The sequence below is a fragment of the Chloroflexota bacterium genome (assembly GCA_009840625.1).
In the GTDB taxonomy this organism is placed as follows: Bacteria; Chloroflexota; UBA11872; order UBA11872; family VXNJ01; genus VXNJ01.
This window is the reverse complement of sequence record VXNJ01000002.1, coordinates 54,419-80,442: the sequence shown is the minus strand read 5'-3', so window position 1 is coordinate 80,442 and position 26,024 is coordinate 54,419. Positions and strand designations below refer to the sequence as shown.

Below are 26,024 nucleotides of genomic sequence, written 5' to 3'. Positions count from 1 at the left end.
GTACCGTGAGCGCTCCGGCCGCCAACGCGACCCGGACGCCGGTCCAGGGTTGCGAGAATCGGCCGCGCTCACCCTTGCGGCCCAGCGAGCACACTCCGGCCAATGGCATCAATCATCATCCCGCTTCTGCCGAGGTTCCTTGCGGCTTCGGCGGCCGATGGCGCCGAGGGCGAGCAGCGCGGCGCCGACCTGCCTCCGCTGGTGGATCCCAACACCGATTCGCTGCGGCTGCCGACCGTCGAAGAGATGCGCATCCAGGACGAGCAGGACGAGGCCGGAATATCGCTGACGCTGGGCAAATTCATGTTGCTCGGGGCCGACATCCTTTGGCTGGTGCTTTCGCTGGCTCTCACCGAGGACTTCCGGTGGTCGATCGTGGGCCTGATCGCGATCGACCTGTTGATCGCTTTCCGGCGCCAGCCCGAGCGCCTGCCCAGTCAACTGGAGCTGGTGGCGCGCGGCCTGATGGGCGTGGCCCTGTTCACGTTCGAGGCGGTCTTTTTCGGCGCCCCCTGGCCGCTGGCGCTGGGCCAGGTCCTGTTGTTGGCCGCGGCGGCCCTCCAGGCGTTCGGGGCCGGCGGCGAGGGGAAGAACCTGCTGGGCGGCCTGCTGGTTGTCTGCGGGGTCATATTCGCGATGGCGTTATCGATGGTTCTGGCGCAGCTTCGCGACCAGGAGATATTCGAACAGTACGAGAGCGCCTACCTGTTGGCCGCGGCCGGCCGCCGCGATGACGCGCTGGCGGTGGTCAGTCGAATCATCGAAGAGAACTCGACCGACGCCGAGGTCTACATCCAGGCGGTCAACTTCTACATGACCAATGAGATTTCCGATCCGGCGGCGGCGGCGCTGGCGTCCGACCGGGCGGTCGAATACGCCGACGGCGATACCTACGCCCAGGCCCACTACGTCCGCGGCTTCCTGCAGGAGCAGCGCCAGGACTACCAATCGGCATTGGAGAGCTACACCCGCGCCATCGAGGACCGCGACGACATCCCGCTGCTCTACCTGACCCGCGCCAACATCTACATCCAGCTGGGACGAACCCAGGAAGCCATCGCCGACCTTGAAAAAATCGAGGAGCTGGCGCCCGGCACCGACGCCGCGACCGAGGCGCGGATCATGCGCCTGAACCTGCAGCCGGCCTCGGGCAATCCCTTCGACGACCTATAGCAGGAACCCGCCGCCGATCAATCGCACCGGGACCAGTTCGCCCGGCCCCGCAGCCGGCGGGATCAGGAACCAAGACAACGCGGGCTGGATCCCAAGCGTATTTCGGCTCCCTCCCCCTACCCCCGCAGCGTTGCTTGCGGGCGATCTCCGGGCGAACCTGCGGCGATCAGTGGCCCAGGGCCCCGTATCCGCCCTCCAGGATGAGCCGGACCGAAACGTAGAGTCCCGCCAGCGCGCATAGCACCCAAGGGGCGTTCATGGCACCGATGAAGGTGCCGAGCTGGCCTTTGGTGATGCGGTGCTGCCTGCCGGCCACGAAGAAGCTGACCCAGTAGAGCGATGTCCCATACGTCCACTGCCAGAAGAGCATGACCCCGAAGATGCCGGCCACCGTGGCCGGCAGGAACTCGATCGTGAAGGCCGCGTACAGGAACAGTGACGGGACCGGCGTGAAGAACCCGTTTGCGATGTCGATGTTGAACCCGTAGGTCCCACGGTCCGCAAAGGACCCGTCGAACTGGGAGTAGGTGGCCCAGGCGTCCGCCCAGACGGTCGGCGACAACGCGCGCCGCAGCGGCACCCTGCTGGCGAGAAATTTAACGGCCGGCGACCGGCCGCTGCGCCGCTGCCAATCCCGCCAATAACCGGCGCGCTGTTCAATTTGGTCGCGCCGGAGAAATAAGCAGACCTCCCAGTAGCAGATGATCAGGTTGGTCGAGAAGAAAAGGCTCAGCAGGACGTAGGCGGCGTTCAGGTCCCCTTGGACGAAGTACCGGGTGCCGATGCCGAGAACCGCCAATAGAGCGATGACCGCCGCCGCCAGCAGCCCGGCCGGCAATCCGCCGCCCCCGGAACCGGATTCATGCCCCGCCCAGCGGTCCGGAGCGGATCGATCGGAGGTTGAGTCGGCCGTTCTTTTTCGCGGATCCGGGCCGCTCAAGCCGCCCGGGCCAAACGCAGGTAGCGCTCGATTCCGGACAGGAACTCGGGGAGATAGCTCTCGAAGACCAGGCGCGACATGTGGCCGATGCGGATAATCCGCCCCTGCAGCGGACCGAAACCCTCGGCCAGGATGAAGCCGCACTCGTTGCGCATCCAGGCCAATAGATCGCCGACGCGTCCTTCGAGGTCGGGCGGCACGAAGGCGCAGGTCACCGTCGGCGATGCGACCGATTCGGGCGCCAGGATCTTAAAGCCCAGTTCGCGCAGCGACGAGCGCAGACCGGCCGCGCCGGCCGCGATCCGCCGGTAGCGATCGCCGCGGCTCTCGCCGGCCTGCAGGCCGATGGCAACGTCCAGGGCGCGGGCAACGTTGACCGGCATGGTGGCGGGTTGCGGATGGTACTCCCCGAGATCGCGCTCGAAACCGCGCCAGACTCCGAAGTCGAAGTACCAGCCGACCGACCGGGCAGGGTTGCGGTCGTAGGTGTCCCAGCCGCGCGGGGTGATGATTGCCGGCGCCAGCCCGGGCGGACCCTCCAGCCCCTTTTGCGATGCCGCCGCGACGTAGTCCAGCCCCCAGTCATCGGCTCGGATTTCGACCGAGGCCAGCGAGGAAATTGCATCCAAAAAGACGTTCACGCCCCGGCTCTGGCAGACCCGGCCGATGGCCTCCACGTCACAAATCGCCCCGCAGGAGGTCTCGTTGTGGCATAGCAGCAGCGTCTTGATCGACAGCGAGTCGATCGCCTCGGCGATTTGCTCGGGCGTGGGAGCAAGGCCCGGCTTTACGTCCAGCTTGTACGCTTCGAGGTTGTTGGCCAGCGCGATTTCGTAAAAGCGTTGCGAGAAATAGCCGCTCACCGGAACCAGCACGCGATCGCCGGGAGAGGTCAGCGAGCGCACCCCGGCGTCCAGGGCGCCGGACCCTGAAGCGGCCAGCAGAAAAACGCTGCCGGCGGTTCCGGCGTGCGGACGCACCCCATCCTGCAAGCGCCGGTAAAGTGCGACCCAGTCGTCCCCGTAATGAGGGATTACAGGTTCTGCCAGCGCCGCCAGCACGCGCTTATCCAGATCGATTGGACCCGGGATGAGCAGGCGCAGCGGCGATTCCATTAAACCCCTTCGGCGGGCGGCATCAAGCAATCAAGTTCGCCATTATCGAATCCGGGTTCCGAATATTTGGAAGATAATCGCCGGCCGGACCGAATCTGCGCACCGACGGGGCGGCATACGGGGGTTCCAACAAGTGACCACCGAGTTGAGTTTTTTCCTGCCGCTCTACAACGAAGAGGCCAATGTGCGGGCAGTCGCCGGGCAGGCCGTCGCCGCACTTGAACGGAGCGGCCTGAATTGGGAGCTGATCCTGGTGGACGACGGTTCCACGGATGCCACTGCGGCGCGGGCCGAAGAGCTCTGCCGCAACCCCGGGGTGCGGCTTGAATCACACCCGTCGAACCGCGGCTACGGAGCGGCGCTAAAGACCGGTTTCGGGGCCGCGCGCGGGGACCTGGTCGGCTTCTGCGACGGCGACGGCCAGTTCGACCCTGCCGACGTGGGCAAGCTCCTGGCGCTGATCGAGGGCAACGACATGGTGATCGGTTTCCGCCGGCAGCGCGCCGAGGGATCTTCCCGGGCGTTGCCCTCGCGTGTCTGGGCCGCCTTGGCCGGGGCCCTGCTCGGGTTCAGTCCGCGCGATCTGGACTGCGGCTTCAAGCTGTTCAGAGCCGGATTCGTCCGTTCCCTGGATCTGGAGAGCGAGGGCGGCTTCATCTCGGCCGAGATCATGGCCAAGGCCAGCAAGCTGGGCGCCCGGATCGCCGAGGTCGGACTCGAACACTACCCGCGCCGGGCCGGGAGCCAGACCGGGCTCAATCCCCTGGTCGTGGCCCGCGCTTTCTGGGACCTGCTGCGCCTCTACGGGCGGCTTAGATCATGGCCCCGATAAAACTCTCGGTCCTGGTCCCGGTCTACAACGAGGCCGCCCAGCTTCCAGAGCAGCTCGAGCGACTCCTGGCGTTGCCGGAGGACTGCGAGTTCGTGTTCGCCGACGACGCCTCCGACGACGGTTCGCTGCAGTATCTCGAATCGCTCACCGACCCCAGGGTCAGCCTCTTGCGCGCGCCCCGGAACCAGGGCAAGGGGGCCGCGGTACGCCGGGCCCTGCAGGCGGCTTCAGGAAGGTTCGTGGCCATACAGGACGCCGACCTTGAGTACCATCCGCGCGATCTCTTGCGACTGCTGGCCAGCGTCGAACGGGACGGGGCCCGGGTCGCCTTCGGCTACCGCGATTTCTCCGGTCAACGGCTGCTGTTGCGCTGGGGCAACCGCTTCATCACCTGGGTCGCCAACCGCATTTACGGGGCCGACCTCAGGGACATGGAGACCTGCTACAAGCTCCTTGACCGGGAGCTGGCGCTGAGTCTTGAACTGGAATCGAACGGCTTCGAAATCGAAGCCGAAATCACCGCCAAGCTCCTGCTGGCGGGCGAGCGCATCGTCCAGCTCCCGATCAGTTACGCGCCCCGCCGCGAGGGCAAGAAACTCTCGGTCTGGCGCGACGGACCGATGGCTCTGCTGACCCTGCTCGCCTACCGGCGCGGCAAAGCCGGCCAGTAGTATCGGCCAGTTGAGGGGCGGTAATCCATGCTGAATCGGGCGCGGCTGCTGGCCGGGTTGTTACTGGCAGCGCTGGTGCTGGCCGCCTGCGACGGGCCGGCGTTCGGTGAAGAGGCCGACAGCATGGAGGCGATGGCCGCGGCTGACTTTGCGATGGCCGCACCCGCGTCCATCCAAACCGAATCCGGAGCTGTACCAACAAGCAAGGCGGACGGATCGGTCCCGATCGACGACCTCGGTCGCCAGATCATCCGCACGGGCCGCATCAACATCGAGGTCGAGGACGTCGACCGGGCATTTGCCCGGGTTGGCGAAATCACCGTCGCCAGCGGCGGATTCGTGGTCGATTCGGAGATCTTTGCCGGCCCGCGTGACGAGACCGGGCGGTCCACCAAGTCGGAAAGCGCCTACTTGCGACTGCGAATCCCGGCTGACGGGTTCGATTCGGCCCGCGCCCGGATCGCCGAACTGGCCGAGACAGTCGTGTCCCAGAACACCAGCTCGGAGGACGTGACCACGCAGGTGACCGACTACGAGGCCCGGCTGCGCAACCTGCGCGCGACCGAGGGGCAGTACCTTACCCTGCTGGCGGATGCCGAAGGGGTCGAGGACGTAGTGCTGGTCACCGACCGCCTGTTTGCCACCCGCGGCGAGATAGAGCGGATCGAAGCCCAGCTGGGTTCACTTGCCAGGCAGGTTGAACTATCGACGCTGGTCGTAGACATCCAGCGCACCTACGATCCTGATGAAGACGATACCCGCGGCCCCCTGGACGCGGCCCGCGAGGGCTGGGAAACTTCCTGGCAGGTCCTGGAGGCGATCCTGGAATGGTCGCTGGCGATCATCGCCTTCTCGTGGTGGCTGGTCCCGCTGGCGGTACTCGGCGGAGTGATCGCGCTGGTGGTCAACCGCCGTTCAGCGCCGGCCGATTCGGGCGGTGGGGCCGAAACCGATTCCTAGCTCGGGACCGCCAGCCGTTCTGCCGCCAGGGGGACCGCCGCCGGCGTGATCGTGCCCCCGCCCAGCACGAACGGGCCGTCATAGAAGACCGCCGCCTGCCCGGGCGCAACTCCCCAGACCGGTTCGCCCATTTCCACGCTCACCCGCCCGTCGCCCTTGGGTTGGAGCCAGCACGGCAACGGTCGGGCGCTGGAACGCACCCGGACGGTCGCCGCTTGCCCGGGCTCGACCTCATCGAGCGAGACCGGATTGAAACCGGCGATTTCAAACTCGGTCCGCAGCAACTCCTCGCGCCGACCGAGTACAACCGCGTTCTCCTCAGGATCGATCCGGGCCACGTAGAGCGGCGTTGCCGCCGAGACCCCGAGCCCGCGGCGCTGTCCCACGGTGTAGGCCGAGATCCCGCGATGCTCGCCGATGACGGTCCCGTCGGTCAGCAGCAGCGGGCCGGGAACACCGCGGTCCTCGCCACGGTCGCTTAGGAAATCGCGGTAGTCGCCGGCCACGAAGCAGATGTCGACGCTGTCGGGTCGGTCGGCGTTGGGCAACCCAAGGTCTTGAGCCTGGCGTCGGACCTGGGACTTGGACAGCGACCCCAGCGGCAGGAGCAGGCGCGCCAGCCGCTCCTGGCTGAGCACGTAAAGGACGTACGACTGGTCCTTGGCGGGATCGGCAGCGGCCAGTAGCTGCCGCCGGCCGGTCGCCGGATCGGTGGCGGTGCGGGCGTAGTGCCCGGTTGCCACCAAGTCGGCACCCAGATCCTCGAGCGCCGGAAAAATGGCGTCGAACTTGATGTGGTGGTTGCAGTCGATGCAGGGATTGGGGGTCAGTCCGCGCGCATAGCTTGCGGCAAACGGCGATACGACCTGGTCGCGGAATTGATCGCGCATGTCGATGTGGGCGTGGGCCGCCCCGATCTGCCGGCACACGGCGCGCGCGGTCGCGGTCGCCTCCGGCGAACAACAGTTGCGTTCGCCCGGATCGGCGTCCTGCTCGGGCCAGATGTCGACCGTGAAGCCGATCACTGAAAAGCCCTCCGCGGCCAGCAACGCGGCCGCCACCGAACTGTCGACGCCGCCGCTCATCGCCACCGCCACGCGGGGGCGCCGGGGATGGAGCGGATTGGACATCTGGGGATCGGCCTGTTGCTGCGGTCGAATCGGAATGGGTCGCCCTCGCGGGCGGCAATCACGATTATTCTCGGCGCTCGCCAGGCACCTTGGAACCGGCCGTGATAATGGTTTCTGAAGGGTCGGCGACCGCGGCTTGCGCGCCGGTGCGGCGACCCGCCTAACAAGCTCGTCTGCAACAGGCCATACATGTCGCAACTGGCCCATATCGGGGTGCGGGTGCTGGCGATCGTCCTTTTTGCCGGGGCGCTGGCGGTGCTCTATTCGCAGATTCACGCCCAGCCTGAAATCGTGGGCACCGGTATGCGGATCCAGCAACTGCGTCAGGAAATTTCCGCTACCGAGCGCGAGATCCGGACTCTCCAGGAAGAGCTCGCCTACCGCCAGTCCGACAGCTACGTAATCGAAGTGGCCAAGGGCGAACTTGGCCTGATCGAGCCCGGTGAACAACAACTCCTGCTGACCGGAATTCCGGCCGCCGCGGTCGCGTCGGTCCCGGCTCCGGCCGCCGGCGCAACGCCGCCGCCGGCCCCGACCGCCCATCCATCGCCGCTGGAGAACCTGGCCGCGTGGTGGGACGTGCTTAACGGCCGTTAACCGAGCTGTCGGGTCCCGGGCCGGAAATCATGCGGCTTAATCTGCAGCGGATAGACCGCGACCTGCCGATGCCGGCCTATCAGACTGACGGGGCGGCGGGTTTTGACCTGTACGCCCGCCTCCGCGTAGTGGTCGAACCCGGGCAGACCGCACTAATCCCCTCCAACGTGATCGTCGACCTGCCGGTCGGATACGCGTTGCTGGTCGCCCTGCGCTCGTCGACCCCGATCCGCAAGGGACTGATTTCGCCGCACGGAATAGGGATCGTGGATTCGGACTATTGCGGCCCCGAGGACGAACTCAAGACCCTGGTCTTTAACCCTTCCGAGCGCCAAATCGTGGTCGAACGCGGCGAGCGGATTGCCCAGGCGCTGGTGGTCGAGGCCGGCCAGGTCGAGCTGGTCGAAGTAGCCAAGATCGACGCACCATCGCGGGGCGGTTTCGGTTCGACCGGGTCCTGAACCAGACCGCGGGGAGCATTCGCAATCGGGCGGGCATCAAATGGCGCCGCGCCGCCACCGACCGATGATGGCGACGAATCCACGATCCTGGGGCTGGTGCCAAAGCTCGGTTGGCCCAGGCCCGGACCCGGGCGTCCGGGTCCACAGGTATTCGCTTTCGGCTTACGGGCATCGGGCGACGAATACGGATTCGCGGTGGAGATCGCCCCGGGCAAGTCGGCTCGGAGCGGCCTCAGCATGCCGGAAATCGCCGGTCAGGCCCGCGACTACGCGATTGAAGTCATGCGGTCCCGGGGGCACGACCCGCAGCACATCCGTGCGACCAAGCCGCGCCAAATCCGATGGGAAGCCGATTCGGCCCGATTGCGGTACTGCCAGCACTTCGGCTACGGCCCCAACGGGCTCTCGAACCTTTTCCTGAACCGACCACCCCCGGGTGGGATCGACCACCTGGCGCAAATGGCGTTCGCCGCCGAAGCTGCGGAATCCGACCCCGATTAAGGACCCCGCCTGAGGGCCGAATTCGACCGGAGTCCTGCGCCGTGCAAACTTGCCGCACACTTGCCATAGCCGCCGCCGCGCGGCGATTCAAAGCTTGAAGCATGAGCCGATCAGCAACCAGCATCATCCGCCGGGCCGTCAACGAGGCCCTGTCCGGCGTGATTGCGGCAGGGCCGAATTGCCTGGTCGTCGCCATCTCGGGCGGTCCGGATTCGGTCTGCCTGGGCCACGCGGCCGCGGCCTGGGCCCGGAGCAACGACTGCCGCCTGATCGCGGCGCATTTTGACCACCGCCTGCGGCCCGACTCTTCCGCCGACGCCGAGTTCGTGGCCGGCCTGGCCGATGCCTGGGGAATCGAATCCGAAACCGGACGGGCCGAACCGGCACCCGCGATCGATGCGGGCCGCTCCCCGGAGGGGTGGGCCCGCCAGGTCCGCTGGGACTTCCTCGAGACCTGCGCCCGGCGCCACCGGGCGGCTGCAATCCTAACCGCCCACCACCTCGGCGATCAGGCCGAGACCCTTCTATTGCGGCTGCTGCGCGGATCCGGCAGCGCCGGTCTGGCCGGGATGCCGCTGTTGGCCGCCGGGTTCGATCCGCCGCGGATCCGTCCCCTGCTCGGAATCCGACGGACCGCGATCGAGACCTATCTCGCAGATCACGATCTGCCGCACCGCACGGATCCCAGCAACCTGGAACCGTCAACCGATCGCAATCGCGTTCGTCTCCAAGTCCTGCCGCTGCTTGAGCAGATCCGCCCGGGGGCCCAGGCCACGCTGGCCCGCGCGGCCGAGAACCTGCGCGCCGAGTCGGAACTACTCTCGGACCTGGCCGAAGCGGCGCTGCCTAGGGTCGGGTGCCGCGAGTTTTTCGGGGCCTTTGAATTCGACGCCGAAAAATTTGGTCAACTCGCCGACGCCCTGCAACAGTTGTTGCTGCGAAGCCTGTGTGCCCGGGTCAGCGGCCAGATCCCGCGCCGCTCGGTGCTTGCCGCCGCCCAGGCGTTTGCCGGCGGCTGCGGACCGGCCGAGATGCGTTTGGCCCCCGGAGCGTCGATCGAGCGTTCGCGCGGAAGATGCCTGCTGCGGCCTACCCGCTGGCTACCGCCCGCGCCGCCGCCGCCGCAAAAGATCGGGCCGACCGACCCCGAACCGGTAGCTTTCCTCGGGTTCCGGTTCCGGTTGCAGGCGGGAACCCGACCCGGACCCGCCGGCAACGCCCGCCTGCAACTTCCCGCGCGGATCTGCGATGCCGCAATCGCCGCGTTGCCGCCCTCGACCCCGGAACTGGCCGGGTTGCCGCGCTGGCGGCGGCCGGCCACGCCCGGCCTGTACCTTGCAGACCGCCTCGTCTGGGGGCTTGGCATCGGCGTCGTGCCCGGCCCCTTGCCGCAGGGCGTCTCGCCGGCCGCCCACACGCTCAATTGGGAACCGGCCGGATAGCCTCGCGGCGGGGTCAGGCAATCCGCCGCGGACGGGCATTCGTATCAAGGGTTAGCAGCAGTCTTCCCAAGATTGGGTGCTAGACTGGCAAACCTTAGAACTGGTAGAAAAAGACCTTGCGACCCCAACTTCGGGTGAGCCCTGAAAACGCCACCGACACGGCTCGCACCAGCACAGTTCCGGGACGGAACCTGCCGTGATGAACAATCGCTGGATGCGCAACGGGTTCGTATACCTGATCATCGCGGTGGCGGTGCTGGCGGTGCTGTTCATCGTCTTCTCGCCGTCCGGCAACACCCCGCACTACTCCTACTCGGAGATGCTGGCCGACGTCCAGCGGGACGTGCTGGCGGGTTCGCGGCCGCAGTTGTACGTAACCGGCAGCGACACCGTCCAGTACACGAATTCGGCCGGGGTGACGCGCTCGGCGGCGATCGGTTCGGAAACCGACGTCATCGCCGACCTGCGGGCCGCCAACATCGCCCTGAATCAGGTCGAGGTCGAATACGCCGAACCGTCACGATTGGGCGGGATTCTGGGCGGACTGTTCTCGTTCCTGCCGATCATCTTCATCGTCGGCCTGTTGTTCTTCATGATGCGCCAGGCGCAGGGGTCGAATAACCAGGCGCTCTCCTTCGGACGGACCAAGGCACGGGTCATCTCGGGCCAGCGCCCCACCGTCACCTTCAAGGACGTCCAGGGCGTTGACGAGGCCAAGCAGGAACTGACCGAGGTTGTCGAGTTCCTGAAGTACCCCGAAAAATTCACCAAGATCGGCGCCCGAATCCCGGCCGGCATCCTGCTGGTGGGACCGCCCGGGACCGGCAAGACCTACCTGGCCAAGGCCGTCGCCGGCGAGGCCGGGGTGCCGTTCTTCTCGCTCTCGGGGTCCGAATTCGTCGAAATGTTCGTAGGCGTGGGCGCATCGCGGGTGCGCGACCTGTTCGAAAAGGCGCGCCAGAGCGCCCCTTGCCTGATATTCGTCGACGAGATCGATGCGGTCGGGCGCCAGCGCGGCGCCGGTCTGGGCGGCTCGCACGACGAGCGCGAGCAGACCCTTAACCAGATCCTGGTGGAGATGGACGGGTTCGAGACCGACACCAAGGTGATCGTCGTCGCAGCAACCAACCGCCCCGACATCCTTGATCCGGCACTCCTCCGGCCGGGGCGATTCGACCGGCGCGTGATCCTCGACCGGCCCGACATCCGCGGCCGCGAGGCGATCCTGCGGGTCCACGCCAAGGGCAAACCGATCGCCCAGGATGTCGACCTGCTGGTGCTGGCCAAAGAGACTTCCGGTTTCACCGGCGCCGACCTGGAGAACCTGCTCAACGAGGCCGCCATCCTGGCCGCGCGCGAGAACAAGACCGAGATCTCGATGCTCGAGCTGGAAGAGGCGATCGACCGCGTGGTTGCCGGACCGGAACGCAAGAGCCGGGTGATCACCGCGCGCGAGAAGGAAATCACCGCCTACCACGAGGTCGGTCACGCCATCGTCGGCCACTACATGGGCGAGATGGACCCGGTTCACAAGATCTCGATCATCGCCCGCGGGCGAATGGGCGGATACACCCGCTTCCTGCCGCCCACCGATCGCTCGATGATGTCCAAGACCCAGTTCGAGGACCAGATTGCCACCATGATGGGCGGTCGGGCCGCCGAACTGATCATCTACGAGGAATTCACGACCGGGGCATCCAATGACCTGGAGCGGGCCACCGAACTGGCCCGACAGATGGTCACCCGTTACGGAATGAGCCGCCAACTCGGTCCGCGTACATTCGGGCGCAAGGACGAACTGGTCTTCCTGGGCCGGGACATTCAGGAATCGCGCAATTACTCGGAAGCGGTCGCCCAACGCATTGACGACGAAGTGACCCAGATAGTCACCCAGGCCCATGATCGCGCCACTACGGTGCTAAGGGGCCACATGGGCGAGTTGGAGACTATCTCCCGCTTCCTGATCCAGGCCGAGAGCATCGAGGTTCCGACGTTTGAGGCCTTGCTCAGAGGTGAGGATGTCCCGCTGCCGGCCCCGAACCGCGATACCGAACCCGAAGCCGAATCCGACGACACTGAAACGGCCCCTTCACCGCCGGCCGAAAACGTTCCCCAGACCCCTCGCTTAAAACGCGATCCTTCGGGAGCCTAGCCCGCCGAAAGTCGTAAACCCAGGCGCCCTTTACCGCGGGGGCGCCGGCCCTCCGGGACCGACCCGGCGCCGCAATTGCCATTCGCCTTAAAGGCTGCGAAAGGTCGGCTGCGCGCGGCTCCGGCCCGATTGGGGTCTCCGGCCGCCGCGTATGGCGAATATTGAAACTGCGCGCCGGAGAAACGTGACTCTGCGTTGATACGCGGGCGCCGGGGCTTGGACTAGCAACAAGGGTCGGGGTGATTCAGATGCGGTACGAGCCGGCCGACAGCTGTCCGGCCCCTCAGGCGATCGCCTCCGCGCTCCTGATCTTCGTGCCCAATACGGCCAGCATCATCCTGCTGACCGCGTTCGTGGTCCGGGCCTCCGGACAGTCGGACGGCTATCTGGCCTGGGTCACGTTCACGGGGCTGGCCATTTCCGGCCTCAGCATGATCCTGCACGCCTTCCCCTACCGCCACCTGGGATCGGGGGGCCTGGTCGTGACCAACCTGAACGTCCCGCTGTTGGCGATGTCGGTGCTGGCGTTGGCACAGGGCGGTCCCGGCTTGCTGGCGACCCTTGTGGTAACGACCACCATCCTGCAGTTTGCGATCGTTCCGCGGCTGGCCTCGCTGCGGCGGGTGTTCACGCCCACGGTCAGCGGAATAATCATCATGCTGGTGGCCGTTTCGGCGGTTCCCTTCATCGTGGACCGCTCGATCGACCAATCGCAGGACCAGTCCGCGTTTGTTTTCATACCCGGACTGGTCGCCCTGGGCGCGGGCCTCTGGGCGGCGGTCCAGGCCTCGCCGGCGCGACGCGTATGGACCCTGCCGATCGCGGTCGCCGCCGGGCTGGTGGTGGCGTTTCCGATGGGGCTCTACGATTTCGGGCTGGTGACCGATGCCCCCTGGTTGAGCGTTTTCGACCTGGCCTGGCCCGGCTGGAGCCTTGATTTCGGAGTCAACTACTGGTCGATGCTGCCGGCGTTCCTGGTCGTCAAGCTCACCGCGTTTCTCAAGGTCGTCGGCGACCTTTCGGTCATCAACCGGGCCTCCTATGCCAATCCGGTGGCGCTGGACTTCAGAAAAGTCCAGAGCGGCCTGAACGTCTACGGGGCCACCACCCTGCTGACCGGGTTGTTGGCGACACTGCCGGTCTCCGCCCCCTGGTCGTCGACCGCGGTCTACATCGGATTCACTGGAAACGCCGCCCGCAGCGTGGGGATCTACCTGGGAATCTTCACCCTCTTGATCGCCGGGTTCTCCAAAGTGGTGGCGGCAATTGCGGCTACGCCGAATTCGGTGATCAGCGCGGTCTACGTGTTCGTGTTCGGGCTGCTCTTCATCGAGGGCGCCAAGTGGGTCTTCTCCAGCCCGATGACCAACCGCAAATCGGTGATCACCGGCGTATCGCTGGTACTTGGTCTTTCGGCCGGCACGTTCGGCCAGTTAAGCGACGGCATCCTGGGCGAACTGATCGGCAACACGATCATCGTGGGCGCACTCACGGCTATAGCAATGACCGCGGCCACGGAATTCCGCAGTCTCTGGCCGGGCAAGCTCAGGGTGGAGTTGTCGCCTTCGGCCCTGACCGACATTTCCCGGCTGCTTGATCAATTCGCCGCGCGGAACAAATGGGGCGAGAGCGCCAAGTCCCGGCTCAACCTGGTCGTTGAAGAGGCGGTGCTGACCCTGTTGGAACAGGAAAGCGAAGCCGGGTCCGAAAACGGCCGGCGCCTGGTCGCCTCGGTGCACCCCGACGGAGACGCCGCCGAGGTCGAGCTGGTCGTCTATTCGCGCGATCAGGTCGAAGGAAATATCGAAGACCAACTCGCCTACCTCGGCGATCACGCGACCACAGACGACGCGCAACAACTTTCGACAAGACTCTTGCAGCACTACGCTTCATCCGTTCACCACCGCAAGTACCACGGTGTCGACGTAATCACCTGCCGCATCGAAAAGTAGTCCGAACTGGCCGGTGGCACGGATTCCGGGCGCGGGCAGATCGGTCGCCGGCCAGACCAACCGACACCCTCGGGTAAGCACTAAGTCCGGTCGATTGGCCTCAGGAAGGGGCAGATTGTGCCGGCGACCGGAACCGCCGGCACAATTGCGATGCTAATGCCGGATTCTTGGGGTGCTCTCCGGACGGCTAATCATCGTCGAAGTACGCCGACCCGAAGATGAGCCCGTCGTGGCGAATGACCCAAGCGTGGACGGCGCTGCCGGTTCCCTGGGCGCCTGGTCTCAGGTTGTGGAACCAGCGACCTTCCTCGGTGACGCCGGCGATCTGTTCCCCGTAGTTGTAAACGGCCCCGTCAACTCCCCGGGCGCGCACCAGCTTCACGTCAGTGCCGACCCGTTGCGGAAGCAGCGGATGCACCAGGTAGTTGTCGTCGGCGCCGATTAAGAACAGGAAGGTCGCGCCATCGAAGCTCTCGGTGCTGGAATAGTGCGCCACGGTCGCGTCTAGGCCTTCACTCTCATAGAGGTCGATTGCCGCCTGTACGTATGCCTGGGTGTGTTCCTCGCGGTTGTCAGGCGTCGGGTAGTAGCCGGAGGCAAAGAGGAGCCCATCGTGCCGGATGGCGTACGAGACCTTCAGGGCATCGCGCAGGGTCGCCGGATGCGGCCAGAGGTATTCGACCCAGACACCCTGATCTTCGGTCGCCTTGGCAAGCTCCTTGCCGAGCTCAAACCCGTCGTCCCCCTTAACTTCCTTGATGTCTGTGCCGATCAGCCGCGGGAGTAGCGGATGGACGAAGTAGATGTCGTTCGCGTCAGTCGCAAACAGGTAGAACTGCCCCTCAAATGCCGCCACGCTGTTGTAGAACTGCGTCATCGACTCAAGGCCGTCGCGCTCGTAGCGCTCAATTGCCCGCTGCACGTAATCGACGGTGAATTCGCGCGGATCCGCGCCCACGTAGGCGGGCGGCTCGGCGTCCGGGTCGGGGGTGTAGTAGCCCGAAGCAAAGATGTGGCCGTCGTATCGGACGACCCAGGTCGTCTTGGGCTCCTCGCGACCGGTTACCGGGTTCGGCCACAGGTATTCGACCCAGTGCCCTTCCGGCGTTGCCTTGGCAATCGCGATCCCGAGTTCGTAGCCGTTTGATCCGACGACATCTTTGATGTCGGTGCCCCTCAGGTGGGGAAAGATCGGATGGACCAGGTAAATGTCTTCGGGATCCATCAGGAATAGGTAAAGCTCGCCATCAACGCTGGCGCGGCTGTTGTAGTACTTGACCGCGGCGTCAAGGCCCCGGTTCCGGTACAGCGTTATCGCGTTGCTGACGTATTCGCGGATGATTCCGGCCAGGTTTGCCCGGACCGAGAAGTGCCCGGACCCGAATACGAGGCCGTCGTGAAGCACGAAGTAGCTCCGCTTCGGCTCACGCTGGCCGGTAACCGGGTTCGTCTGCAGGTGATTGAGCCATACACCGTTTTCGTCGACCGCGCGCACAACCCGGGCAAGCGAATGGCCGGGTGGCAGCGTTGCACCCACTAGGTTGCGGAAAATGGGCGCCGCCAGGGCCCTCAAAGTGGCCTTTTCAACCAGGATCAGTGAGCGCTCGCCTTCGATGCTTGCCTGGCTGTTGTAGTGGGCCGTGGTCGCTTCCAGGCCGCTCTCTTCGTACAGGGCAATCGCCGCCGTAACGTACGCGAGCGTCTGCGCGTCGGCGTCGGCGACGGCGCTCAACGCGATCGATTCGGGCTCCCAGTCGAACCGTTCGATGGCCAAACGCTGCTGCAGCCCGAGCGGGCCGTTCACCCAGGTGTGGTAACCGTCGGTGAAACCGGTCCAGTTGCTCGCCTTGTGCCAGGTAAGCACGCCGCCGGTGGTGGCCTGGCGGGTAATGCCGTCACCTGGATTGTGCTGCTCGTTTTCCAGGCAATCGCCGACCGCGTCCGGAATCAGGGCCTGCAGCCCGGCAAACCCGAGTACGAACCCGCAATCGTGATGGGTCGCCGCGGCGCGGTCGGTGAATCCCGACGAAAACACCACCGCGATCAGCCCCGCCAGGGCGAACATACACGCCACGCGAAAGATCGGGTGGCGGCCTGCATTCGCAGGTAATGCGGCAATTTGCCCTGAATCTGGGAGCATATTCAAATCCCCTCGGTCGGTTGGGTCACGCGGTTCCGGTCAACCTCATTTGCTGGTGCCAGATTACAACAGGCGGGGCCACCGATTGGGTTGTTTGGCCGGGGCACCCACGTCGGGTAGCGGGCGGCCCACACCCGCGCGCCGGGCCCGCTCAGTTCATTTCCCACGCGAACGCCAATCATTCACCCAAATCCGGGAATGATGAGGATCTGGCCGGTCAACGCTCTGCGCGCCCCGGCGGCCGGAGCGCCAGAATATCGGCCTCGGTCGCCGGCGGCGGGTTGTCGCGCTGGGCGAACGCCAGGGCGAACGCCAGCAGGGCCACCACCGCGCCGATCGCAAAACATGCCCGCAGACCGAACATCAGATCTTCCGGCGGGGCTTCCAGGGCCACCGTTCCCCCCGACCGACTGGTCACCGCCAGCGTGAATACCAGACCCCAGACCGACTGGCCCAGGGAGAACCCGAAAGTCCGCGCGGTGGCCAGGATTCCGGCCGACGTGCCCAGCATCGAACGGGGCAGGGATCCAACGATCGAGCTGTTTATGGTCCATTCGAATGTGCCCAGGCCGATGCCGGTCAGGGCCAGCAAACCGACCAGCAGCCAGACCGACGAATCGGTGTGCAGCAGCAGCAGCATAAGCACGGTTCCGACAACCAGCAGCGCCAGGCCGGCGGAAGCCGGGTGCCGCGGGGAAGCGCGTTCGGCCCAGAGGGCTCCCAGCGGGGCCATGAACGACATCATCGCCGGCGAGATGGCGGCCACGATTCCGATTGCGAAGGCGGACATCCCCAGCACCAGCGACATATAGAACGGGAGCAAAAGGAAGTTGATGATCACCACCGTGAACCCGAGCGCCGCGGCCAACACCGGCAGGCGGAAATCGCGCAACTTGAACAACCGGAAATCAAGGGTCGGGTGAGCGGCGTTGAGCTGGACCCGCACGAAGAAATACAAGACCACCGCGCCCAATGCGGCCGCCGCCAGAATCTCCGGACTGAGCCAGCCGCGGTCGTTGCCCAGGGTAATGGCCAGCAGCAGCGGGCCCTGCCAGAAGAGCATCAGCGACGCTCCGCGGTAGTCGAACTTGCGCTCCAGCCGCTGCGGGGTCTCCCAGAGGCGTTCGAACAATCGCAGCCGGGGCCCCAACCAGATGACCGCCATCACCAGGACCAAGATCGCCAGGGGAGCCCAGAACAGCGTCCGCCAACCAAACGTCTCACCCAGATAGCCGCCGAGCACCGGACCCGAAACCAGTCCGATCGAGGTGGTGATCCCGACCACCGAGAGGGCGCGGGCGCGGCGGCCGGGAACAAACGAGCGAATCGTGAAAGCCGGCCCGACGGTGTAGCAGGAAGCAAGGGCGATTCCGGTCAGGAATCGTGCGAGGAGCAGCATCGCGAACCCGTTCGACAACGCCGCCAGCAACGCCGACACGAAATATGTGGCCAGGCCGGCGTAGAGGACTCGCCGGTGTCCGATGCGGTCCGCCAGGTTGCCCATGACCAGTAGCAGCGCCGCCGACATGATCATTGGCGCCAGGTTGGTCCATTGTGCGATCTGCAGGTCAAGTCCCAGATCGTCGGCAATGGTCGGCAACACCACCGCCAGCGCGGTGTTGTCGTAGGTGCCGAGGAACACGCAGATGAACCCGGCCAGGAGCGGTGCGAACGAGGTTCGCAGGCTAAGGGTTCGCAAGGGTTGGGCCTGCACGGGGAGGGTTATCCGAAAATGGCGGCGGTTGCGGGGCAGCCTGGGCCGGTGCGGGCCAGACCCCTACATTTTCCGGGCAGACCGGTTGCGGGCCGGGGAGAGAGTGCCTAGGGTGCGATTTTTGGAATACCTGGCGGACTGCCGACCGCTCACCGACGAAGAGATGCGCCGGGTGGTGGGGGAGGACCAGAATCCGGTCACGCGAGTCGCCCGCTACCACCTGGGCTGGACCGAGGCCAACGGGACGCCGATCACCGGCTCCAGCGGCGGCAAGCAGCTCCGCGCCGGTCTGCTGCTGCTTGCCTGCGAGGCGCTCGGCGGCGGGCGGGCGGGCCTGCCGGCGGCGGCCGCGATCGAGTTGTTCCACGCCATGACCCTGCTCCACGACGACATCATGGACCGCGACCGCCAGCGCCGCGGACGCCCGGCCGCCTGGACCATCTGGGGCGAAGCCACGGCGATCAACGCCGGCGATCTGCTGCTCACGCGGGCATTTGCCGCTCTCGCCGAATTCGGCGCCGACCCGACGGCTTCGATCCGGCGCATGGCCGACGCCTGCGGGGCGGTCATCCGCGGCCAGCAGCTCGACCTGCAGTTCGAAACCCGCAGCGCGGTAAGCGCGAGCGAGTACGAACAGATGATCGCCCTGAAGACGGCGACCCTTTTCGGCCTCGCCCTGGAAATGGGCGCGGTGGCGGCCGGGTGCGATTCCGATCCCTGGCGGCGCCTCGGCCATCAACTGGGCCTGGCCTTCCAGATGCGCGACGACGCGCTCGGCATCTGGGGAGACCCGCAGGTGACCGGCAAACCGGCGGGCGGGGACCTGCGGCGCGGCAAAAAATCGCTGCCGGTGGTGCTTTACGTGCAGGCGGGCGGCCAGATCCCTGCAACTGTGGCGACCGATGAGGACGTCCGAACGCTGCTGGATCGGTTCGACGAAGCCGGGGTGGCGTCCCAGATGCGCGAACGCCTGACCGGAATCCAGGCGCATTGCCGCGATCTGGTAGGCGGGCTGGCTGTAAAAAAGAACTACGCGCAAATGCTGGACGAGATGGTCGATCTTGTGGCCGATCGCGATTACTGAACGGGAGATAGCACGTGCACCCGAGCGCCAATCCAAACAAGTTGACGGTCATCCTTCTCTCGAGTGCGATCGCCCTGGCGCTGCTGACCGCAGCCTGCGGCGAGGAGGAGACCGCGACCGCACCGGCGGCGGCCCCTCCGGCTCCCACGGCGGCCCCCGAACCAGCGCCCGAGCCGACTCCGGAACCGGCACCCGAGCCGACACCCTCGCCCGAGCCGACTCCGGCGCCCGAACCCGAACCCGCGCCGGATCCCGAACCCGCGCCGGTCGAGGAAGCGGCCCCGCCGGAGATCGACATCGAGATCGGCGCCGACGAACTCTTTGCCGCTTTCATTGCCGACAAGGACGCCGCCCTGGCCGAGTACACGGGCCAAACCGCCCGCATCAGCGGGATGATCCGCGAGAACTTCTCCGCCGGACGCGGCGGATTCATCATGGTGGTCGGCGGAGACTACGTCAACGGCGTAATTTGCAACCTCGGCGCGGAAGACTACGAATCGCAGAAGGGCCGCCAGCCTGGTGAACCGATCACGATAACCGGCACGATCATCGATTACGTCTACGACGTCTCAATCGAGAACTGCCAGGTCGCAGCCTGAGCGCTGATGGGGCGGGCCATGGAAAAAAGGGTCGACGGACTGGCATTCGGCGCCGCGCTCATCACCCTCGGAGTGGTGGCCCTGCTGGAAGGGTCGATCGACGGCTTCCCGGTTGTCTGGGAAATGATCCCGGCGATTGCCGCCGTCTACCTGGCAGTGCGAATGGTCGCCGGCTCAAGCGCTGGTTCGCGCCCGTGGTTGCTGCTGGCAATCGCGGTGCTCGTCCTGCTGCAGGTCGCGATCGTGGCCGATCTGGCCCTCGACGGCAGCCTGATCTGGCCGCTGTTGATCATTGCCATTGGCATCGCGGTGCTGGTTCAGGGGCTCCAGCGTCGCACCCGGGACAGCGAAGATGCACTGGCGATCTTCGGCCAGGTCCAGCGCCGGGTCGCCGGGCCGTTGCCCGATCCGCTGCAGATAAACGCCACGTTCGGCAGTTGCGAATTCGATCTGCGCGAGGCCGAACTAAAGGCGAAGCCGGCGCGCATCGAAGCTGCGGCGATTTTCGGCAGCATCGAGCTGCGGGTGCCGCAGAACTGGAGTCTCGACACTTCCGGGGTTACCGCAACGTTCGGTTCGGTGCTGGAGAAGGACCCGCCCGGTGCCCCAGAACACCAGGTCCAGGTGACCGGCAGCGCCCTTTTCGGTTCGATTGAAATAAAGCGCTGAAGGCGCGGGAAGCCCAGCGGGACGGGCCAGTGATCACGCGGCGTTGTAGACGCGCAACCCTGCCCGCGGGCCGTCCGGAGAATCTCAAGCCCCCGCTGCCGGTGACATGATTCAGGTCAGTACCGGGCCGGCGCCCACGCTCGCCGGACCTTGAGCAGCGATCGAATGGGCCGCCTGGACGGCAAAGTCGCCCTGGTCAGCGGAGGCGGAGGCGGCCTGGGCGCGGCGATCTCCCGGCTGTTTGCCGCCGAGGGCGCCAGGGTGGTCGTCGGCGACGTGCGCGATGCCGCCGGCGCGCAAGTCGCTTCCGCAATCGGCGCCTCGGGCGGCCATGCCCGATTCGTGCATCTGGACGTTACCAGCGAGCGGGACTGGCGTGACGCCGTGGCCGCCGCCGTTTCCGGCCACGGCCGGCTGGACGTGCTGGTAAACAACGCCGGCATCTGGCGTGGCGGACGGGTTGAAGAAACCAGCGTGGAGCACTGGGACGCCGTCAACGACGTCAACTCCAAGGGGGTGTTTCTCGGCACCAGGGCCGCCATTCCGGCAATGCGGGCCGGAGGCGGAGGGTCGATCGTAAACGTATCTTCGATATCGGGAATAGTCGGGAACCCGCGGACCTCGGCCTACGCCGCATCCAAGGGGGCCATACGCGTATTCACCAAGGCCACCGCGATCCAGTACGCGCCCGACGGCATTCGCGCCAATTCGATCCACCCGGGACCGATTGACACGGACTTGCTGGCGCAGGTGGTGGAGTCGCTCGAGATCGAAAAGTTCGCTCCCGCCCCGCTCGGTCGAGTGGGCAAGGCGGAGGATGTCGCCTACGGCGCGCTCTATCTGGCCTGCGACGAATCTTCGTTCGTCACCGGCAGCGAATTGGTCATCGACGGCGGCGCAACCGCCGAATGATCCTGATCAACGCGGCGGCGCGAAAGCAAGGTTCACGCAGGGTGCGAGTGGGCAGGCGGATTGCTGATTCTTGGCCAACGGCCGGGATTCTTGATCCCGCATTTCCGGCCGCGTCCGTCCAGGCGCGGCGGGGCCGGGCGGGGGCCGACTGACCGCATCAAGCAGGAGGTTGCCCAAATGGGGCGATTGGCAGGGAAAGTAGCCCTGATCAGCGGCGGCGCCAGGGGGCAAGGCGCGGCCGAGGCACGGCTGTTTGCCAAGGAGGGCGCCAGGGTTGTAGTCGGCGACGTCCTCGAGGAGGTCGGCATGGAGCTGGCGGCCGAGATCAACCGGGGCGGAGGCGCCGCGGTTTTCATTCGTCTGGACGTGACGTCGGCGGCCGACTGGCAAGCCGCGGTCGAGGCCGCAGAAGATGGCTACGGCAGGTTGGACGTCCTGGTCAACAACGCCGGGGCCTGGCGCGGCGGCCGCGTGGAAGAAACCACCGAGGACGACTGGGATTTCATGTTCGACGTGAACGCAAAGGGCGTTTTCCTGGGCACCAGAGCCGCCGTCCCGGCAATGCGACGCGCCGGCGGAGGCTCGATCGTGAACGTCTCGTCGATCGTCGCAATGGTGGGGGTCGACCGGGCAACCGCCTACCCGGCCGCCAAAGGGGCGGTGCGGACATTCACAAAGCTCACCGCGATCCAGTACGCGGGCGATGGGATCCGGGCCAATTCCCTCCACCCGGGACCGGTTGAAACCGATCTTTTGCGACAGGTATTCGGAGGCCGCGAAATCAACGCCTACACGCCGCTCGGACGCCTTGGCACGCCCGAGGACATCGCCTTCGCGGCACTTTATCTGGCCTGCGACGAATCCTCGTTCGTGACCGGCAGCGAGCTGGTGGTCGACGGGGGCGCGCTCGCAGAGTAGTCCGAGCGGACCGCTTCGTGCGATTCACCGACGCTGCGGGCGGGAGGATGTTTCAGATCGGAAACGCGAGACCTGCCAAGTAGTCGAATACGTGCGCGAGGGAATGGGCGATCACGGCCGATTCCAGGCCAAAGCGCCAATACAGAAACCCGGCCAGCAATCCGAACAGTGCGTTCGCGCCAACTACCCAGACCACGATGCCGGCGGTCAATCCATCCACGGTCGACGCGACCAGGGGCAGGTGTCCGGCCCCGAAGGGGATCGCGCTCAGCACGATGCCGGCCCAGACGACTCCGACCCCGGGGCGCCCTTGCCGCCGCTGAACGACCACCCACAAGACCCACACCAGGACCGTCATCAGGCCCCAGCGGGTCAATATTTCCTCGGTAATCCCGCCGTAGAGGATTCGCACCAGCGGCGGCACGGTCGCATTGCCGGCGGCCCCTGACAGCTCGGCCGGCTCCAACAGCCAGGCGATCTGCAACAGCAGCCCGCCGATCACCCCGCCCACAAGGCCCGGGGCGATTTGCCGCCGCAGCGACGGCCCGAACCGCCGTCCGGCGGCCGCCGCCGAAAATGCCGGCGCCCCGAATCCGATTCGCGGCGACAGCCTGACTCCCGCCCAGACGGCCAGCCCGAGGTACGCTCCGGTCTGAGCGGTGCTGACCGTGCTGATCAACCACAGCGGCGCAGGCGGCCCGGTGGTCTCCAGCAGCGCGGGCAGGACTGTGAACGAGATGGCGACAACGCCTACCATTCCGGCCGCCCAAAGGGCCAGGCCCAGCCGCCAACCGGGGCTCAGCAGGGCCGGATTTTCCCGTGCAGCGGCATCCGGTGATTGCCCATCCGAACGGGGACGTTCAATAGGCCGCGGCGGCGGCCATCACGCCACGGCGGTCGCCGATCGGCAGGTGAATGAGCGCGGAGGCGAATCCCAATGCGATCCCGGCGATCCAAATCGGGTCGTACGTGCCGATGGCATCGTACACGCGTCCACCGAGCCAGACTCCCAGGAACGATCCGATCTGGTGGGAGAAAAACGTGGTCCCGAACATAACCGCCAGGTAGCGCGCGCCCAGCAGGTGGGCGACGGTCGAGGAAGTAAGTGGAACCGTGGCCAGCCACAGAAGTCCCATCAGGGCCCCGAACGCGATCGCGGTGAATTCAGTCAGCGGCAGCACCAGCAACCCGAAGATCACCACGCCGCGCAGGGAGTAAATGATGGCCAGCAGGCGGCTGCGCCGGTAGCGGTCGCCGAGGCGCCCGGAGATTGCCGATCCGAAGATATTGAATAGCCCGATCATTGCCAGCGCAAGGGCGGCGGCGGTGGCCGAAACCCCCTCGTCGGACAGGTACGCGGGGAGGTGGGCGGCGATGAAGCTGACGTGGAATCCGCAGACGAAGAATCCGGCGGTCAGCAACAGGTAGTCGCGGTTCTTGCGGGCCCGCTTGAGCATCTCCACGAACGGTTCGTCGATAACGTCCGCGCTCTTGGGCATCTTGTCGGTATCGCGCAGGAAGATGAAGGCCATCAATCCGATGGCCAGCGGAACCAGCGCGAAAAGGGCGAAGTTCGTCCGCCAGCCGACCAGGTTCAGGATCTGCTGCCAGGCCGGCACCAGCACGAACATGCCGGCCGAGGAACCGGCGGTGACGAGGCCCAGGGCGAAGCTGCGGCGCCGCACCGGCACCATCTGCCCGACCGCGCCGACGACCACCGTCATCGAAGCCCCGCTGATGGCGATGCCACCCAGGAATCCGAGGTAGGCGAGGAATTGGAGACCGGTCTGGGCCTGCGCGGTGAGCAGCATCGCCGCCGCGAAGACCACGCTGGCCGGCACGATCACCTTCCAATGGCCGTAGCGGTCGGCCAGGTAGGCGGCGACCGGTACGCCGGTTGCCAGCTGCAGCACCGCGATCGCCAGCGCAAATGTCTCGCGCCCGACACCCAGGTCCTCGGTCACGGCCTTGAGGAAAACCCCGAAGGACTGGGTGGAACCGGTGAAGATGAACGCCATCGCCGCCCCGGCGATAACGATCGTCCAGGGAATGCGGTAGGCCGGCGCCGCTGGTCCGGGGGCGCTCGCGGGCCGCGTCGGGCTTTGCTTCAGATGCGGGATCCGGCTACGTGGCGCAGTCTGGTGTCCAATCTAAGCCTAGGGCTGGACGGCGGTGCGGCCGGCTCAATTGCTCTCGGACGACAGGCCCGATCCCAGCGCCGCCAGCAGGCGGGCGCGGTAGCCGGCCAGCGCGGCGGCGGCTCGATCGCCCCGGCGCGGGAACGCCAGTTCGACCGCGAACTGGTCGACGATCCGGCCGGGCCGGGCCGACATGACCGCGACCTTGTCGGCCAGGGCAACCGCCTCGTCCGGATCATGGGTGACGAAAAGCACGGTCAGGTCCAGCTCGGCCCGCACGCCGAGCAGGAAGCGGTGCATGTCCAACCGGGTAAGGGCGTCGAGGGCCCCGAAGGGCTCGTCGAGCAGCAGGACCTGGTTTCCGCTCACGATGGTGCGCAGCAGCGCCGCCCGCTGGCGCATCCCGCCGGAGAGCTGGTGGGGGTGGTGATTGAGAAACCCCTCCAATCCGAACAGCGGGGCCAGGTCGCGGGCGCGCCGGCGGGCCGCCGCCAGGTCACCGCGCCGCACCTGCACGCCGATGACGATGTTCTCCATGACGCGCCGCCACGGAAGCAGCAGGTCGCGTTGCGGCATGTAACCGAGCAGGCCGCGGCGGCCGGTTATGTCCGAGCCGTCGAGCAGTATCCGGCCGGAGTCGGGCGCGGTCAGACCCACCGCCACGTTAAAGAGGGTGCTCTTGCCGCAGCCGCTGGGGCCGACCAAGCAAAGGAATTGGCTCTGCTCGACCACCAGGCTGGTCCGGTCCAGCACCCGCAGCCGTTCGGCACCGCTGCCGAAACTCTTCTCGATCCCTTCCAGGACCAGCCGGCCGGCCACGGCCTAGACGCGCTTATTCAGGCAGGAGCTCATTGGAGAAAGCGTTCTCCCACTCGAACATCTCCTCGATCAATTCGCGGTCCAGCATCCATTGCGTCATGCCGCCCCAGACCGACCCCTGCTGGCGGCCCCAGCGGTCGGCGTCGCCCTGGTAACGCGGGGAGAGCCAGAGCTGCGAAGCGTGCGCCAGCGGCACGTCGATCTCGGGTGAGGCCTGGATCAGCATTTCGGCCGCTTCGGCCGGGTTGGCGATGGCGAAATCGTATCCCCGCGATATGGCCGCCATCGCCCGCTCGCCGATTTCGCGGCGTCGTCCGAGCATGCCGGAGTTGGCCATGATCAGCGGGGTGTAGTAGTTGGGAACACCCCAATCGGAGAGGAAAGCCACGTCCAGTTCGATCCCCTCCAGGTCGGCCTTCACCCCCTGCCAGGCGTAGAAGATCCAGTAAAGGTCCACGTCGCGCTGGATGATGGTCAGGAAATCGGCCGCGCCGGCGCCAACCGACTCGAGTTTGGAGAAATCGCCGCCGTCCTGCTCCATCATCACCTGCAGGATCGCCAGTTCAAGCGGGGAGCCGAACCCGCCGTAGACGGCACCCTCGAAGTCGCGCGGACGCGAAATCCCGCGGCTCTTGAGCGATGCGAAGCCGGAGGTGTTCTCCTGGATGATGGCCGCCACCGAAACGACCGGGGCGCCCTGGACCAGGGCCGGGGTCAGGAACTCCTGAAACCCGATCCCGAACTCGGCATTTCCGGCCGCCACCACCGACGTCGCGTCGACTTCGACCGGCTCCTCGATCTTGAAATCGAGGTTCTCCTCTTCGAAATAGCCCAGCGCGCGGGCGGCGTAAAGGCCGGTGTGGTTGGTGTTGGGCACCCAGTCCAGCACCAGGGTCGCCTCGGCGCGATCGGCGCGCCGCGGAGCGGCCTCGGGCGCGGTGACCGCGATATTGGCGATGTCTTCCGAGACGGCCGTTTCCTGGCCGCTCATATCGCACGCGGCCAGGACCAGGCTGGCACCGCCGGCCAGGGCCAGACGCAGGAAATTGCGACGGTTCATGGTGTGGTTCCTCTTCGGGTTGGAGTCAGGGGGTGTTGCCGGAGG

23 protein-coding genes are annotated in these 26,024 nt (G+C 66.3%); 14 read left to right on the top strand and 9 right to left on the bottom strand.

Going from position 1 to position 26,024, the window contains the following annotated elements; all coding sequences use genetic code 11:
- The first annotated feature begins 102 nt into the window (after positions 1-102).
- Positions 103-1,173: a tetratricopeptide repeat protein gene (locus tag F4X41_03965; protein ID MYB16180.1), complete on the top strand. Its 1,071-nt coding sequence runs from the start codon at positions 103-105 to the stop codon at positions 1,171-1,173.
- Between the two features lie 166 nt (positions 1,174-1,339).
- Here the strand turns inward: F4X41_03965 and F4X41_03960 are convergent, their stop codons facing one another.
- Both F4X41_03960 and F4X41_03955 read right to left on the bottom strand, forming a co-directional pair.
- Positions 1,340-2,011 (bottom strand): hypothetical protein, encoded by a 672-nt coding sequence (locus tag F4X41_03960; GenBank protein MYB16179.1) that lies wholly within the window; start codon positions 2,009-2,011, stop codon positions 1,340-1,342.
- A gap of 98 nt (positions 2,012-2,109) precedes the next feature.
- Entirely contained in the window at positions 2,110-3,228 is a 1,119-nt protein-coding gene (locus tag F4X41_03955) for an alanine--glyoxylate aminotransferase family protein (protein ID MYB16178.1), read from the bottom strand.
- Between F4X41_03955 and F4X41_03950 the strand changes: the two genes are divergently transcribed.
- Genes F4X41_03950 through F4X41_03940 form a run of 3 tightly spaced genes read left to right on the top strand, consistent with a single transcriptional unit; the run spans position 3,203 to position 5,691 of the window.
- Positions 3,203-4,060 carry a glycosyltransferase family 2 protein gene (locus F4X41_03950; protein MYB16177.1) on the top strand — a complete coding sequence of 286 codons (858 nt, stop codon included), beginning with the start codon at positions 3,203-3,205 and terminating at the stop codon, positions 4,058-4,060. The genes F4X41_03955 and F4X41_03950 overlap by 26 nt on opposite strands.
- Positions 4,048-4,731: a glycosyltransferase family 2 protein gene (locus tag F4X41_03945; GenBank protein MYB16176.1), complete on the top strand. Its 684-nt coding sequence runs from the start codon at positions 4,048-4,050 to the stop codon at positions 4,729-4,731. Before F4X41_03950 ends, F4X41_03945 begins: the two co-directional genes overlap by 13 nt.
- A gap of 27 nt (positions 4,732-4,758) precedes the next feature.
- Positions 4,759-5,691 (top strand): DUF4349 domain-containing protein, encoded by a 933-nt coding sequence (locus F4X41_03940; GenBank protein MYB16175.1) that lies wholly within the window; start codon positions 4,759-4,761, stop codon positions 5,689-5,691.
- On the opposite strand, the gene mnmA is transcribed toward F4X41_03940, so the two are convergent.
- Positions 5,688-7,364 carry a tRNA 2-thiouridine(34) synthase MnmA gene (mnmA, locus tag F4X41_03935; protein ID MYB16174.1) on the bottom strand — a complete coding sequence of 559 codons (1,677 nt, stop codon included), beginning with the start codon at positions 7,362-7,364 and terminating at the stop codon, positions 5,688-5,690. The genes F4X41_03940 and mnmA overlap by 4 nt on opposite strands.
- Positions 7,365-7,447: 83 nt before the next feature.
- Between mnmA and F4X41_03930 the strand changes: the two genes are divergently transcribed.
- The 5 genes from F4X41_03930 to F4X41_03910 all read left to right on the top strand — a co-directional run bounded on the left by F4X41_03930 (position 7,448) and on the right by F4X41_03910 (position 13,926).
- Positions 7,448-7,879 (top strand): dUTP diphosphatase, encoded by a 432-nt coding sequence (locus F4X41_03930; protein MYB16173.1) that lies wholly within the window; start codon positions 7,448-7,450, stop codon positions 7,877-7,879.
- Between the two features lie 195 nt (positions 7,880-8,074).
- Positions 8,075-8,380 (top strand): hypothetical protein, encoded by a 306-nt coding sequence (locus F4X41_03925; GenBank protein ID MYB16172.1) that lies wholly within the window; start codon positions 8,075-8,077, stop codon positions 8,378-8,380.
- A 101-nt stretch (positions 8,381-8,481) separates the two neighbouring features.
- Positions 8,482-9,822, top strand: coding sequence for a tRNA lysidine(34) synthetase TilS (tilS, locus tag F4X41_03920; GenBank protein ID MYB16171.1), 1,341 nt, complete (start codon positions 8,482-8,484; stop codon positions 9,820-9,822).
- Between the two features lie 199 nt (positions 9,823-10,021).
- Complete coding sequence (locus F4X41_03915; protein ID MYB16170.1) at positions 10,022-11,974, top strand: ATP-dependent metallopeptidase FtsH/Yme1/Tma family protein; 1,953 nt, start codon at positions 10,022-10,024, stop codon at positions 11,972-11,974.
- A gap of 248 nt (positions 11,975-12,222) precedes the next feature.
- Complete coding sequence (locus F4X41_03910) at positions 12,223-13,926, top strand: hypothetical protein (protein MYB16169.1); 1,704 nt, start codon at positions 12,223-12,225, stop codon at positions 13,924-13,926.
- Between the two features lie 187 nt (positions 13,927-14,113).
- Here F4X41_03910 and F4X41_03905 read toward each other — a convergent pair whose 3' ends face one another.
- Together F4X41_03905 and F4X41_03900 are read right to left on the bottom strand one after the other, a co-directional pair.
- Positions 14,114-16,066 carry a hypothetical protein gene (locus tag F4X41_03905; protein ID MYB16168.1) on the bottom strand — a complete coding sequence of 651 codons (1,953 nt, stop codon included), beginning with the start codon at positions 16,064-16,066 and terminating at the stop codon, positions 14,114-14,116.
- A gap of 217 nt (positions 16,067-16,283) precedes the next feature.
- Complete coding sequence (locus tag F4X41_03900) at positions 16,284-17,819, bottom strand: MFS transporter (protein MYB16167.1); 1,536 nt, start codon at positions 17,817-17,819, stop codon at positions 16,284-16,286.
- Here F4X41_03900 and F4X41_03895 point away from each other — a divergent pair.
- From F4X41_03895 to F4X41_03875, 5 genes are all read left to right on the top strand, one after another.
- Positions 17,713-18,864, top strand: a complete 1,152-nt coding sequence (locus F4X41_03895) for a polyprenyl synthetase family protein (protein MYB16166.1) — start codon at positions 17,713-17,715, stop codon at positions 18,862-18,864. The genes F4X41_03900 and F4X41_03895 overlap by 107 nt on opposite strands.
- A gap of 14 nt (positions 18,865-18,878) precedes the next feature.
- Positions 18,879-19,463 (top strand): hypothetical protein, encoded by a 585-nt coding sequence (locus tag F4X41_03890; protein MYB16165.1) that lies wholly within the window; start codon positions 18,879-18,881, stop codon positions 19,461-19,463.
- 18 nt (positions 19,464-19,481) lie between these two features.
- Positions 19,482-20,132, top strand: a complete 651-nt coding sequence (locus F4X41_03885) for a hypothetical protein (GenBank protein ID MYB16164.1) — start codon at positions 19,482-19,484, stop codon at positions 20,130-20,132.
- A gap of 165 nt (positions 20,133-20,297) precedes the next feature.
- On the top strand, positions 20,298-21,044 hold the full coding sequence (locus tag F4X41_03880; GenBank protein MYB16163.1) for a glucose 1-dehydrogenase: 747 nt from the start codon (positions 20,298-20,300) through the stop codon (positions 21,042-21,044).
- A gap of 177 nt (positions 21,045-21,221) precedes the next feature.
- Positions 21,222-21,962 carry a glucose 1-dehydrogenase gene (locus F4X41_03875; protein ID MYB16162.1) on the top strand — a complete coding sequence of 247 codons (741 nt, stop codon included), beginning with the start codon at positions 21,222-21,224 and terminating at the stop codon, positions 21,960-21,962.
- Between the two features lie 52 nt (positions 21,963-22,014).
- Here F4X41_03875 and F4X41_03870 read toward each other — a convergent pair whose 3' ends face one another.
- The 4 genes from F4X41_03870 to F4X41_03855 all read right to left on the bottom strand — a co-directional run bounded on the left by F4X41_03870 (position 22,015) and on the right by F4X41_03855 (position 25,979).
- The gene (locus F4X41_03870) at positions 22,015-22,719 is read right to left on the bottom strand and encodes a CPBP family intramembrane metalloprotease (GenBank protein ID MYB16161.1); all 705 of its coding nucleotides are present in this window, start codon (positions 22,717-22,719) and stop codon (positions 22,015-22,017) included.
- A gap of 103 nt (positions 22,720-22,822) precedes the next feature.
- The gene (locus F4X41_03865; protein ID MYB16160.1) at positions 22,823-23,980 is read right to left on the bottom strand and encodes an MFS transporter; all 1,158 of its coding nucleotides are present in this window, start codon (positions 23,978-23,980) and stop codon (positions 22,823-22,825) included.
- Positions 23,981-24,145: 165 nt separating this feature from the next.
- On the bottom strand, positions 24,146-24,919 hold the full coding sequence (locus F4X41_03860; GenBank protein ID MYB16159.1) for an ABC transporter ATP-binding protein: 774 nt from the start codon (positions 24,917-24,919) through the stop codon (positions 24,146-24,148).
- A gap of 13 nt (positions 24,920-24,932) precedes the next feature.
- Positions 24,933-25,979, bottom strand: a complete 1,047-nt coding sequence (locus F4X41_03855; GenBank protein ID MYB16158.1) for an ABC transporter substrate-binding protein — start codon at positions 25,977-25,979, stop codon at positions 24,933-24,935.
- Between the last annotated feature and the right edge of the window lie 45 nt (positions 25,980-26,024).